The sequence below is a fragment of the Vibrio sp. TRT 2004 genome (assembly GCF_050113735.1).
Lineage (GTDB): Bacteria > Pseudomonadota > Gammaproteobacteria > Enterobacterales > Vibrionaceae > Vibrio.
Window position 1 is genome coordinate 53,880 of sequence record NZ_JBNJOH010000005.1, and the last position, 11,866, is coordinate 65,745.

Consider the following 11,866-nt stretch of genomic DNA (forward strand, 5'->3'; position numbering starts at 1 on the left):
AGTTAGAGTCTAGGGACCTAGTAATTGTCGTTTACTCTACCGATTAATTGAGGTCGGTTGTAGTGTTTAATTGCCAATTAGTCGTTAAAATATGTAATAAACAAAGGGATACCTTGATTAGTTGTCAGGTATAACGATAATCAATGCTCTAAAGCATAAGGAATCGAGCATGTCTGACCAAGAGTTCTTTACCGTTAATCACACCATCACCGTTAATATTGAGCCATTGGCAGACAACGAATCGTTGCCAAGCGCAGAAAAATTTGAAGCGGAAATCCCCGCGCCTTTCATCGTCGCCAGTGAGTTCAGCAATCTCGACTTACTCAATGACAATGCACGTGGTGAACTTAAGAACAGCGAATTCAAACATGTCATTCAACTGCTTGATACTCAAAACTCTAAGCTGAATTTACTCCTTACCTTCATGTTGTCACAGCAAGATGATGCCACGCTGCGTCATCACACCCATTCATTTGGTGCGAGTCAGTTTACCTATATGTCAGACTCCGTGATTAAGCTTGGCACAACGCTGCGTGTAAAAATGTTTCTCGATCATCCTGCTGCGGCAATTTATTGCTATGGCCATGTTGCCAACATTGAGACCAATAGCGATACCCACTTAATCACTGTTAAGTACGGTCGACTCAGAGACATTGACCAAGACCTGCTGATTAAAGCCGCGCTATACCAACAGCAGAAACTACTTCGCCAGCGTTCACTAAACCGCGACAAATAACAACTTTCATTATGTCTAACTCATCTTTACTTAATCTCGCATGCCCAGATGGCGTAGGAGACAAAAAACAGTTCGGAAATCTGCGTGGTGCCAGTTTAGCACTCGCCATTGCAGAGCTAGCTGAACGTCATGGTGCCCACACACTGCTTGCGGTACCGGATCCTCAAACGGCTCTGAAACTACAACAAGAGATTGAACAATTCTCTCGTCATGAAGTTGCCCTCTTCCCTGACTGGGAAACGCTGCCTTACGACAGTTTTTCGCCTCATCAGGAAATCATCTCTGACCGAATTTCCCGTTTGTATCAATTACCGACACAGACATCCGGTATCACCATTGTGCCTGTCAGCACGCTGCTGCAACGTCAGTCTCCACGAGAGTTTCTCTTGCAGCATACCTTAATGGTTAAAGTAGGCGATTTGTTCTCCTTAGAGAAGCTGAGACTTCAGTTGGAAAAATCCGGTTACCGTAATGTCGACCAAGTCTTTGGTCCTGGTGAATACGCAAGCCGAGGGTCGATTCTCGATCTATTCCCTATGGGCTCAAGTGACCCATATCGTATCGATTTCTTTGATGATGAAATCGATACGATTCGCACGTTCGATCCTGAAAATCAACGTTCGATTGAAGATACTAAGGAAATCCGCCTGTTACCTGCTCACGAATTTCCGACCTCTGAATCTGCAATTGAAGACTTTCGTATTCGCTGGCGTCAACGCTTCGAAGCGCGCCGCGAACCCGAGTCCGTCTACATGCAGGTATCGAAAGGCACATGGCCTGCGGGCATCGAATATTGGCAGCCACTGTTCTTCGAACACTGCGAAACTCTGTTTGATTACATACCCGAAGATAGCTTACTAGTCACCGTCGGTGACTTAGAATCGGCTATTGATACCTTTTTGACCGATGTTGACTATCGTTACGATCAGCGCAAAATCGATCCACTGCGCCCACTGTTACCACCGCAAGAGCTTTGGCTGCAAAAGGATGAGCTCTTTAGTCAATTCAAACAGTTACCACAAGCCAAACTGTTTGTTGACCCTATCAGTGAAAAACAAGGACGATTCAATCCTAACATCGCCCCCTTACCTGAATTAGCGGTTCAGCATCAGAACAAAGAACCCATGGCTGCCCTTCGCCAGTTTAGCGAGTCCTTCAAAGGAAAAGTCGTCTTCTCTGTCGAATCCGAAGGTCGCCGTGAAGCCCTACTTGAGCTATTACAACGAATAAAATTACGCCCAGAACCAGCTGAAAATTTTGAGCAGGCACTGAGTAGCCAAGCCAAATTCAGTTTTATCCTCGGTTCCTCAGAACACGGGTTTGTCTATGGTGATGATCAACTCGCCTTAATCTGTGAAAGCGATTTGCTCGGTGACCGTGTCATTCAACGTCGCCGTAAAGATCGCAAAGTCACCAATAGCGATGCGGTCATTCGCAACCTTGCGGAACTGCAAACCGGTCAACCTGTCGTGCATATCGACCACGGTATTGGGCGCTATATAGGCTTGCAAACCCTCGAGGCAGGAGGGATGACGACCGAGTACGTTACCCTTGAATATCAAAATGAAGCTAAGCTATATGTGCCAGTGGCATCACTCAACCTAATTAGCCGCTATTCAGGCGGTGCAGAAGAGAGTGCCCCATTACACAAGCTGGGTGGTGAAGCGTGGGCTAAAGCGCGTCGTAAAGCCGCAGAGAAAGTACGTGATGTCGCTGCGGAGTTGCTTGACGTCTATGCAAAACGTGAGCTCAAGCCGGGCTATAAATTTGCCTTAGACCGTGGTCAATATGCCACTTTCAAAGCTGGCTTTCCGTTTGAAGAAACGGATGATCAATCGATGGCAATTAATGCGGTACTTTCGGATATGTGCCAGGCAAAAGCCATGGATCGCCTAGTGTGTGGCGACGTAGGTTTCGGCAAAACTGAAGTTGCCATGCGCGCCGCCTTTGTCGCTACGGACAACGGAAAGCAAGTGGCAGTCTTGGTTCCAACCACTCTACTCGCTCAGCAACACTTTGAAAACTTCCGTGACCGCTTCGCAAATCTGCCAATACGTGTTGAAGTACTGTCTCGCTTTAAAACCGCAAAAGAGCAGAAACTCGTATTGCAGGATATCGAGGACGGTAAAGTCGACCTAGTGGTCGGTACCCATAAACTGCTCTCCAACGATATTAAGTTTAAGGATCTTGGTCTGCTAATCGTTGATGAAGAGCACCGATTTGGTGTTCGTCAGAAAGAGAAAATGAAGGCGATGCGCGCTGACGTCGATATCTTAACTCTGACCGCCACACCGATTCCACGTACCCTCAACATGGCGATGAGTGGTATGCGTGATCTGTCCATTATCGCGACGCCACCTGCAAGGCGCTTAGCAATCAAAACCTTCGTCCGCCAAAGTGATGATGCGGTGGTGAGAGAGGCGGTACTGCGTGAGATTATGCGCGGCGGTCAAGTGTACTTCCTTCACAATCAGGTCGAGACCATTGAAAAGGTGGCTGCTGACTTAGAAAAACTGGTTCCAGAGGCCCGTGTCACCGTCGCACATGGACAAATGCGAGAACGCGAACTCGAGCGAATCATGAACGATTTCTACCACCAGCGTTTCAACTTGTTGGTGTGTACCACAATTATTGAAACGGGTATTGACGTTCCAACCGCCAATACCATCATCATGGATCGTGCCGATAACCTTGGTTTGGCTCAACTTCATCAGTTACGTGGACGCGTTGGTCGCTCTCATCATCAGGCGTATGCTTATCTCCTCACGCCACATCCCAAAGCGATGACAAAAGATGCGGTCAAACGTTTGGAGGCGATCGCTTCGCTCGAGGATTTGGGCGCTGGCTTTACCCTCGCCACCCATGACTTAGAAATCCGCGGCGCGGGTGAACTACTTGGAGATGAGCAGAGTGGTCAGATTCAGTCTGTCGGTTTTACCTTGTACATGGAGATGCTGGAACAAGCAGTAGAAGCACTCAAGGAAGGCAAAGAACCGTCACTTGATGAATTGCTGCGTGAACAAACTGAAGTCGAGATGCGTCTACCAGCACTGTTGCCTGACGACTATATACCAGACGTCAATACTCGCCTCTCTATGTACAAACAGATAGCGAGTGTCAGTACTGACGATGAGTTAGGCGAACTGAAGATTGAACTGATTGACCGTTTTGGTCTGTTGCCTGAAGCAACTCAAAATCTACTCTCAGTCGCACAACTTAAACTGAAGGCAGCATCACTAAAAGTGAAGAAGATTGAGGCTCACGATAAAGGGGGCTTTATTGAATTCTATCCGGATGCTGACATTAACCCTATGTATTTGGTTAAACTATTGCAATCTCAGCCACAAAAATTCGCAATGGATGGACCAACTAAGTTCAAGTTTACGATACCATTAGTGGATAGACGCAAACGCATTCAATTTGTTAATGACATGCTGGGCGAGTTCCAGCAGAATCTATTACCTAAGGCTTGAGTGTTTACAAAATTAAATTAAGGTGCCATGCACCTTTTCATGGAGTTGCAATGAAGAAACTGATCCCGCTGTTGCTAATGCTTGTAGCAATGCCGTCAATGGCGCAGCGTCAATTCGATATCGAAGTGATCATTTTTAAACGTGCCGTTGATGCGGAGCAAACCGCTGAATCATGGCCGGCTAACCTGCCAAAAATCGATTTAGAACGAGCTGGAACATTTGCGGATGCGAGCTATCGTGCAAAAAAAGGGGTGCAAATGCTCCCTTATTCAGAGTATGCGCTAACCGATGAAGTGCAAAAGCTTAAGCAGCACGCTGGTTTCGAAGTGTTGATGCATAAAGCATGGCGTCAAGGTGATCAGGGAAGACTGTCTGCCCCGACCTTCCACATTCAAGCTGGCTATGACTTTTCAGGCAAGTTTAATACTGACGGCTCAATGATCGGCACGACCGGCCAACAGGTGTTAGAGGGCGTCACAGAGCAATCTATTCCTAAAGCCATCTATCAACTCGACGGAAAACTCCAGATTTACGTAGAACATTATCTGTATGCTGACGTTGAACTCGACCTTAAAGCGCCAAGCGTACGTGAAGTCACGTTAGAAGAGCATCAACCAGAATCACTGAGTGATCAGAGCAGCGACGAAAATCAGGTTGTTCAGATCGGACTGATGGAGGATGTCACTCCCATCGTTCACAAAGAAGAATATCTCAAGAGCTACCGACTCGATCAGAAGCGCCGTATGCGCAGCAGTGAAACACACTTCCTCGATCACCCACTTATGGGCATGATCATTCAGGTTCGCCGTGTTAACTAATCTTGCTTTTAGCCCTCTACTGAGGGCTATTCTTTTATGAGCCCAGATTACCAAATCATTACACCCAGACTAATCTTGCGCCTTATCGAAAGTTCAGACAGCGATAAGTTGCAGTCTTGTATCGTGCGTTCCCCCACCCTTCATCGATGGGTTGATTGGTGCCATGCAGATTTCACCAATGATGATGCAGAGCGTTTTATCCTCGCAACCAGACTGAATTGGGTAAAATCCGAAGCCTACGGGTTTGGTGTTTTCTGCCGAAAAAGCGATGCGCTCATTGGAATGGTGGCGATCAACGAGCTCTATCACACCTTTAACATGGCGAGCATTGGTTACTGGATTGCTGACGATTACCAAGGTCAAGGGTTCGGTACTGCTGCAGTCAACGCCCTCATTGAGTTTTGCTTTTCACAGCTAAAAGTCACGCGTATAGAAGTGGTTTGTTCCCCTGAGAACCTAGCCAGTCAAAAGCTGATCGAGAAATGTGGTGGGCTATTTGAAACGCGTGCGCGAAATCGGTTTATATTTGATGGTCTTGCTCAAGATGGCTTGGTTTACTCGATCATTCCGTAACCAATTCCACACATAAAAAAAGAGCGCTAAGCGCTCTTTTTTTACACATGAAGCTTATTAGTGAAGCTTTAAATTTGGTCGTAGAACTCGGTTAATACGACCCATCAAGATGATCAGTGCGGTCTTAAATAGACCGTGCAACGCCATCTGGTGGAGGCGATATAGTGAAATGTAAACCACACGAGCAATGCGACCTTCAACCATCATTGAGCCTTTGGTCAAGTTCCCCATCAAACTACCTACCGTAGAGAAACGGCTCAGTGACACCAATGAACCCTTGTCTTTGTAGACATAAGGTTTTAGCTCACGACCGTTCAGCTTCGCGACGATATTGTAGAAAGCTCGGGTCGCCATCTGGTGTGCAGCCTGAGCGCGTGGTGGCACAAATGAACCATCGGCTTGGGTACACTGAGCCAAATCACCAATAACGAAAATGTCATCATCACGAGTGGTTTGTAGTGTATCTTTAACCACTAACTGGTTGATGCGGTTAGTCTCAAGACCTGCAATATCTTTGATGAAATCTGGTGCTTTAATACCCGCAGCCCACACCATGATCTGAGCTGGGATCTTATCTCCATCTTTTGTCGTCAGACCATCTTCATCAGCTTGGGTTACCATGGTCGCGGTGCGAACATTCACCCCCAATTTAGTCAGCTCTTGATGTGCTGCTGAAGAGATACGTGGAGGCAAAGCAGGAAGAATACGTTCGCCCGCTTCGACAAGATTGACATTTAGCTTGCTTGAATCTAGATCGCCAAAACCATACGTTCTTAGCTCTTTGACAGCATTGTGTAATTCAGCAGAAAGCTCTACCCCCGTAGCACCCGCACCGACGATGGCAATATCAACCGTACCATTACCGTTCTTAGCATGAAGTTTAAGGAACTCATTGTTCATTTCTGTACGGAAACGATGAGCCTGTTCAGGGCTATCAAGGAAGATACAGTGTTCACGCACACCAGGAGTGTTAAAGTCGTTTGAAGTGGAGCCAATCGCCATCACTAGAATGTCATATTCTAGCTCGCGGCTCGGGATCAAAAGTTCACCGTGCTCGTCTTTCAGTTCGCAAAGCTTAATGACCTTACGCTCACGGTCGATATCTTGCAGACCGCCCATTTGAAAGTCAAAGTGGTGGTTTTTTGCGTGTGCGCGATAGCTTAACGCGTCAACGCCTTCATCCAATGAGCCTGTCGCAACTTCATGCAAAAGTGGTTTCCATAAATGGCTTGCCTTGCGGTCAACCAAGGTGACTTTTGCTCGTCCTTTGCGGCCTAATGTGCGACCAAGTTTAGTCACAAGCTCAAGACCACCTGCACCGCCGCCTACTACGATAATTCGTGTCACAGCATCTCTCCTCAAAATTATAATAAAACTTAATCGAGTCGGTATTCCGCCTCGATGGAATTCTGTATTTTTGGGACACCTAGGGTTTTAACCCATCAGAGGTTCCGACCTAGAGGGACATAAAATGTGACATGCTAATGGATAAAGAGTCATTAGACTCCGAGCCAATTGTTAAAACAATCACTCGTTGATGGGCAGATTTTCCATCCGCTCTCAATTTTTTTTGATATTTATCAAAAAATTTGTAATTAGCTCATTATATCTAGCTTAATAGGACACGCAACCAAAGATTGCACTTATCTCAGCGATATTTATATTCTCAGCATAGATTTAGAACAAAAAAAAGCGGCACTAGTGATTTCATGCCGCTTTAAACAAAATAGTGGTGTTTAACTCTTTTTGAATGCCTCTATCGTTTTGAGGTGCTGAGAGATCTTCTTAAACTTATGAGACTGCGTTTCATCCCAGATGATGTCGTAGTAATCTTCTAACTCAGCTGCGGTTTTACGATTGTCGTGTACTTCATCCTCTTTCGATAAAATCACTAGGCAGCGGCCTTTGTTCTTGGTTCTGAACTCAGAGACGCACTTAGTCGCAATATCTTCGTACTCTTCAGGACGGTCAATTCGCCCCTGCATGGTTAGCTCAGGATGAAGATTTGGATTAAACATGACTTGCTTAATACCACACAAGAAGCCAATTCGTTCTGACCAGTAAGCACCAAGACCCACACCACATATCACCGGCTGAGTATCACCTGCTTGCTCGATAACTTTGTGTACTTCTTTGAGTAAGTGCTGCATATCGTGCTTTGGATGGAGAGTACTGTAGTTGATAAAACGCACGTCATCGTCGATGAACTGCAGTTGCAGTACTTTTTCGTGGTTGCCTGGGCTGGTCGAATCAAAACCATGTAAATAAATAATCATTGTATATCCCCCGATCCTTGTGGTTTAAATCTACCACGAAAACTAAGGTTTAAAAGTCGTCATTATGAGATTCGCTGACCGAATACACTAAACAGTGATCTTAGCAACAAAACGTCTCTTTCAGTGCACGCGCTTGGGTTAAATATTGTTCATCGCCCCATAACTGGTATGCCAGTAAATACCATAGCATGGCCATCATGGTTGCTCTCGGCTTCCAAGCCATAACACCTTCAACCCAGTCATCAACACCTTCAACGCCACGTAACTGACAGTAACGATACACAGCTTCAAGTGGCTTCTCTTCCATGACGTCAATACTCAACGTCAGATCAAGACGCGGATCGGCAATTGCCGCATACTCCCAGTCGATAACCTTATTACCCTGCTCTGTCTTGACCATGTTGTAGCCAGCTAAATCAAAATGACACAAGGTATGCCCTACATCGGCAAGACTCGGTGCCGAACGCCACTGAGTATAGATAGCAAGATAAGGATCCACTTTGTATTCATCATTAAGCAACATCCAATAGTGATCCACTCGCGCCGTATAATTAAAAGGCGCTACGGGAATGCGCTTAATATCGACTTCATGAACTTTCACCATTGTCTTTAATAACGAGTCAAAAGTGAGATCATTGGTCAAGGGTTGCCCCTCAATCCAATCAACCAGTAGTCCTTGATCGTTGATATGAATGGCTTTCGGAGCCAAATGGCTGGATTCAATAGCGGAGAGGATTTGATACTCTTGAAAACGAGATATCGAAAAGGCTTGGGTAATATGGGTGGTAGGTCGCCATACATAGGCTTGACCGTCGCTGGTCACTACCTTCCAACAACGATTTGTCAGCCCCCCGGTTAGCGTTTGGGCATAATCAGGGGGCATAGCGAAGAAGTGATCTAACGACGACAATGAACGGTCCAGAGAACATGCTTCATTCCAAGACATACGCGCCATAGTTCACTCCTTCCGCTTAGAGAGCCATTACAGACCTAAAAAGCTTTTCGATTCTTGTTTACGGATTTCTGTTTCGTCCGCCCACTCAATCAAGCCAGTTTCAAGATCCATCAGACGCATTGTCATCTTGTAGTAAACGTCTTTGTCGCTACCTGCGTTTTTCGCGATGCTAGAGAGGTTTCCGTAAAGCATGTACTGAGCGCCAACCATCTTACCAAACTGAATAGCGGTACTTTGATTGACGAGTTCATCGTTATTCTGGAAGTTCAATTGTTCACGAACAGATTCCACTCGATCCATATCGACGAAGCGGAATTTACCAGAATTCAACATCTTAGTACTGATGGTATCGGTGATGGATTCAGTATCAATATGCTCACTGGTTTTGTTTTTGATACGCTCGACAAACACGATCGGACGCGAATCTCGTGTAATAGCGGAAACAGAACCAGACATCATCATGCTGTCGACCATTTCACCAGCGATTTTCTGTAGGTCAGTTGAACCAAAGTCAATCGTTGTTGTTTCAACGGCTTGAGCGTCTCCGTAGCTTACTTGGTTTGAACAACCACCCAAAACGACAGCTAAACCAAGTAATGCAATAACACTTTTCTTCATTGTTGGTTCCTTAAATCTCTAAAGTTTAGTTATATTGTTAATTATTAAGTTGACGAATCTGTACTCGGAACTGGGTTCCGTTTGGATTGACAGATACCTCAGAAATTGAAATCTCTTCAGTACCACGAATCACTGCCTGACGCCATGGTCCTTGCTTGTTGTTAACTTCTAAACCTTGATCGTCATACCAGTAAAAACGGTATTGGACATACTGGTCACCAGTGTACTGACTGATTAATCGAACTACGCCTCGCGCTCTACCATCCACCTGAGTGGTCGATATATCGTCTATGGTTAAGCGACCGGCAAGTACATTGTCACCAAATAAAACGGTTTGTGACGCTCCATCAATACGAAGCCCAGCGGTATTCTCTGCACAACCTAGCAGAGTTAATGCCATCACTGCTGAAATAAGCCATTTTTTCATCGTATGTTCCCTAACTGTTTATGCCAGATGGTTGAACTCTCACCTTGACGAGACAGCCAAACTAACGCGGTTCGACCAGCTTCGACATTAAAGGTGTAGTCCTGACCATTAATCTTCATTTTTTGCTCACCCGGTTCAACGACAGCGCTAGCGCTGTATATCTCACCAGGCAGAGTAAGCCAACTACGTGTGTCGGGTTGTTCTGTTAACGTATTCCAAACATTGAACAGCAGATTGCCGACATCATCACCTTTAGCCGCTTCTTTCCTCAATTGATCCTTAGCCCAAACTCGCAACGCCTGTCGAATCACGATCGACGGCATACGTTCAGACAAGTCGCGTTGTGCCATCAAGTTAACATCCGTCAACAGACTTCCACTAAGATGGTCATTGTTCAAGGTTATTGGTGAAAAAGCCTCACTCTGCACCTGAGGATAATATGGCAAGGCTATAGAATACCACGCGCCATCTCCACGACTGTCATATAACGGCAAAGCTTGTTTCCAGCCCTGCAATGCCTCAACAACACCACGTTCATCAATGACGATGACCCTTCCTTTGCCGCTCTCTAAGTAACTGGCCTTGCCGTAACGTTGTTCGAGTTTTACCAAGTCTTCTCTCATGCCGAGACGCTTTGCCACTCGTTTGGTGCCATCTATGACTTGTTGATTATCCGGCATTACGGCCAACGCTCGGCGGTAGTCAACATAAGCACTGTTCAAATCATTGTCAGCTTCATACAGTAAAGCCGATAAATAAAGTAAATAACCACTTTGTACCGCCTGAAGGGTTTTGCCTGCGTCTGGGTAGTTCGACAATACAGAGCCTAAGTTTGGCGTTAAACCCTGTTGCTCCATCTGATTCTGGGCTGACTCGAGATCTTTTTCTCGATCCTTACGCGCTTGCTCCTGAACTTGGTTGGCTCGTCTCATCTCAATCAAAGCCCCCTCCAAGTCATTTTGCTTCAGGTAGTTTAATCCTAGATAGAGATGGAGAAAGCCAAGTTCGTAGTCAGCAGGTTGGTAGGTGTTGAGATTATCATTGACCGCCAACGCACTCAGGCTCATCGCACTTTGAGTGACTGACACAGTCGCTTGATCTTGCTGAACTCGAACAGCTCTATCACTTAGCCCAAGTGCTTCCTTACTCTCAGGATATTGCTGGTTCAGGAAGTAGACTCGGCCACTTTCAAAATTATCCAGAATATCGCCTGCGACGTAGTCAGGCAGAGCCGCCTCCGCTTGTTGGTAATCACCGCTTTTTACTAACTGATGTAACTCGCCATTTTGTGCACTGTAATGACTAAAGAGATTACCTGCAGATAAGTTTGCGCAAGCAGAGAGCGCTAATGAGCACCCCAAAATGAACGCGAGTCGAATGTGGTTATGCACTTCGTACCCCAAAGTTATGCTAAAAGCATGGTTACACCGACCATGCTTTAATTTGATGTAGTTCTAGGACAACAACAGTCCGTTTTGGTTCGGAATCGTCAATGACGGTATTAGCTCATAAGCATTGGGCCTAGCGGGCGACCGCCGACTAGATGCATGTGGATATGATAAACTTCCTGACCACCGTGTGCGTTACAGTTTACGATGAGACGATAACCGTTCTCGGCAATACCTTCTTCTTTTGCAAGCTTACGCGCGACCGTAAACATGCGCCCCATTACCAATTCATCTTCATCTGCGACGTCATTCACTGTCGCAATAAGCTTGTTTGGAATGATAAGGATATGACTTGGCGCACGTGGGTTAATATCACGAAACGCAGTGACTAAATCATCTTGATAAACGACGTCTGCTGGAATTTCCTTGCGGATGATTTTACTGAAAATGGTTTCTTCAGCCATGAAGCACTCCATCTTTATGGTGTTATTAAATGAATGCTTTCGAGTATGCGTCAAGCTTCGCAAGATCACAATAAAAAACAGTGTTCACTTCTCTTAAACGGCGTACGGATAAACTACCGTATCTAATTTTGTATTGTG

General features: G+C 45.8%; 11 protein-coding genes. 4 read left to right on the forward strand and 7 right to left on the reverse strand.

Going from position 1 to position 11,866, the window contains the following annotated elements; all coding sequences use genetic code 11:
* Positions 1 to 169 precede the first annotated feature (169 nt).
* Genes ACQEXR_RS03655 through ACQEXR_RS03670 form a run of 4 tightly spaced genes read left to right on the forward strand, consistent with a single transcriptional unit; the run spans position 170 to position 5,600 of the window.
* Positions 170 to 736, forward strand: a complete 567-nt coding sequence (locus ACQEXR_RS03655) for a PilZ domain-containing protein (protein ID WP_426950351.1) — start codon at positions 170 to 172, stop codon at positions 734 to 736.
* A gap of 11 nt (positions 737 to 747) precedes the next feature.
* The gene (mfd, locus tag ACQEXR_RS03660) at positions 748 to 4,209 is read left to right on the forward strand and encodes a transcription-repair coupling factor (protein ID WP_427019765.1); all 3,462 of its coding nucleotides are present in this window, start codon (positions 748 to 750) and stop codon (positions 4,207 to 4,209) included.
* Between the two features lie 50 nt (positions 4,210 to 4,259).
* A complete protein-coding gene (locus ACQEXR_RS03665; protein ID WP_138973325.1) occupies positions 4,260 to 5,027 on the forward strand; it encodes a peptidoglycan binding protein CsiV in 768 nt (255 codons plus the stop codon).
* Positions 5,028 to 5,063: 36 nt separating this feature from the next.
* Positions 5,064 to 5,600, forward strand: coding sequence for a GNAT family N-acetyltransferase (locus ACQEXR_RS03670; protein WP_427019766.1), 537 nt, complete (start codon positions 5,064 to 5,066; stop codon positions 5,598 to 5,600).
* Between the two features lie 57 nt (positions 5,601 to 5,657).
* Here the strand turns inward: ACQEXR_RS03670 and ACQEXR_RS03675 are convergent, their stop codons facing one another.
* From ACQEXR_RS03675 to hinT, 7 genes are all read right to left on the reverse strand, one after another.
* Positions 5,658 to 6,947, reverse strand: a complete 1,290-nt coding sequence (locus ACQEXR_RS03675) for an NAD(P)/FAD-dependent oxidoreductase (protein WP_138973327.1) — start codon at positions 6,945 to 6,947, stop codon at positions 5,658 to 5,660.
* A 389-nt stretch (positions 6,948 to 7,336) separates the two neighbouring features.
* The gene (ycfP, locus tag ACQEXR_RS03680) at positions 7,337 to 7,876 is read right to left on the reverse strand and encodes an alpha/beta hydrolase YcfP (RefSeq protein WP_138973328.1); all 540 of its coding nucleotides are present in this window, start codon (positions 7,874 to 7,876) and stop codon (positions 7,337 to 7,339) included.
* 100 nt (positions 7,877 to 7,976) lie between these two features.
* A complete protein-coding gene (locus ACQEXR_RS03685) occupies positions 7,977 to 8,831 on the reverse strand; it encodes a phosphotransferase (protein ID WP_426950356.1) in 855 nt (284 codons plus the stop codon).
* A 27-nt stretch (positions 8,832 to 8,858) separates the two neighbouring features.
* Positions 8,859 to 9,449 carry a penicillin-binding protein activator LpoB gene (gene lpoB, locus ACQEXR_RS03690; protein ID WP_138973330.1) on the reverse strand — a complete coding sequence of 197 codons (591 nt, stop codon included), beginning with the start codon at positions 9,447 to 9,449 and terminating at the stop codon, positions 8,859 to 8,861.
* A 37-nt stretch (positions 9,450 to 9,486) separates the two neighbouring features.
* The gene (locus ACQEXR_RS03695) at positions 9,487 to 9,876 is read right to left on the reverse strand and encodes a YcfL family protein (RefSeq protein ID WP_331417294.1); all 390 of its coding nucleotides are present in this window, start codon (positions 9,874 to 9,876) and stop codon (positions 9,487 to 9,489) included.
* Entirely contained in the window at positions 9,873 to 11,267 is a 1,395-nt protein-coding gene (locus tag ACQEXR_RS03700; protein WP_331426597.1) for a hypothetical protein, read from the reverse strand. Before ACQEXR_RS03700 ends, ACQEXR_RS03695 begins: the two co-directional genes overlap by 4 nt.
* Positions 11,268 to 11,377: 110 nt before the next feature.
* A complete protein-coding gene (hinT, locus tag ACQEXR_RS03705) occupies positions 11,378 to 11,728 on the reverse strand; it encodes a purine nucleoside phosphoramidase (protein ID WP_138973333.1) in 351 nt (116 codons plus the stop codon).
* Between the last annotated feature and the right edge of the window lie 138 nt (positions 11,729 to 11,866).

Coding starts and splice junctions, on each gene's coding strand:
- ACQEXR_RS03655 (WP_426950351.1), top strand. CDS start 170: ATGTCTGACCAAGAGTTCTTTACCGTTAATCACACCATCACCGTTAAT.
- mfd (WP_427019765.1), top strand. CDS start 748: ATGTCTAACTCATCTTTACTTAATCTCGCATGCCCAGATGGCGTAGGA.
- ACQEXR_RS03665 (WP_138973325.1), top strand. CDS start 4,260: ATGAAGAAACTGATCCCGCTGTTGCTAATGCTTGTAGCAATGCCGTCA.
- ACQEXR_RS03670 (WP_427019766.1), top strand. CDS start 5,064: ATGAGCCCAGATTACCAAATCATTACACCCAGACTAATCTTGCGCCTT.
- ycfP (WP_138973328.1), bottom strand. CDS start 7,876: ATGATTATTTATTTACATGGTTTTGATTCGACCAGCCCAGGCAACCAC.
- ACQEXR_RS03685 (WP_426950356.1), bottom strand. CDS start 8,831: ATGGCGCGTATGTCTTGGAATGAAGCATGTTCTCTGGACCGTTCATTG.
- lpoB (WP_138973330.1), bottom strand. CDS start 9,449: ATGAAGAAAAGTGTTATTGCATTACTTGGTTTAGCTGTCGTTTTGGGT.
- ACQEXR_RS03695 (WP_331417294.1), bottom strand. CDS start 9,876: ATGAAAAAATGGCTTATTTCAGCAGTGATGGCATTAACTCTGCTAGGT.
- hinT (WP_138973333.1), bottom strand. CDS start 11,728: ATGGCTGAAGAAACCATTTTCAGTAAAATCATCCGCAAGGAAATTCCA.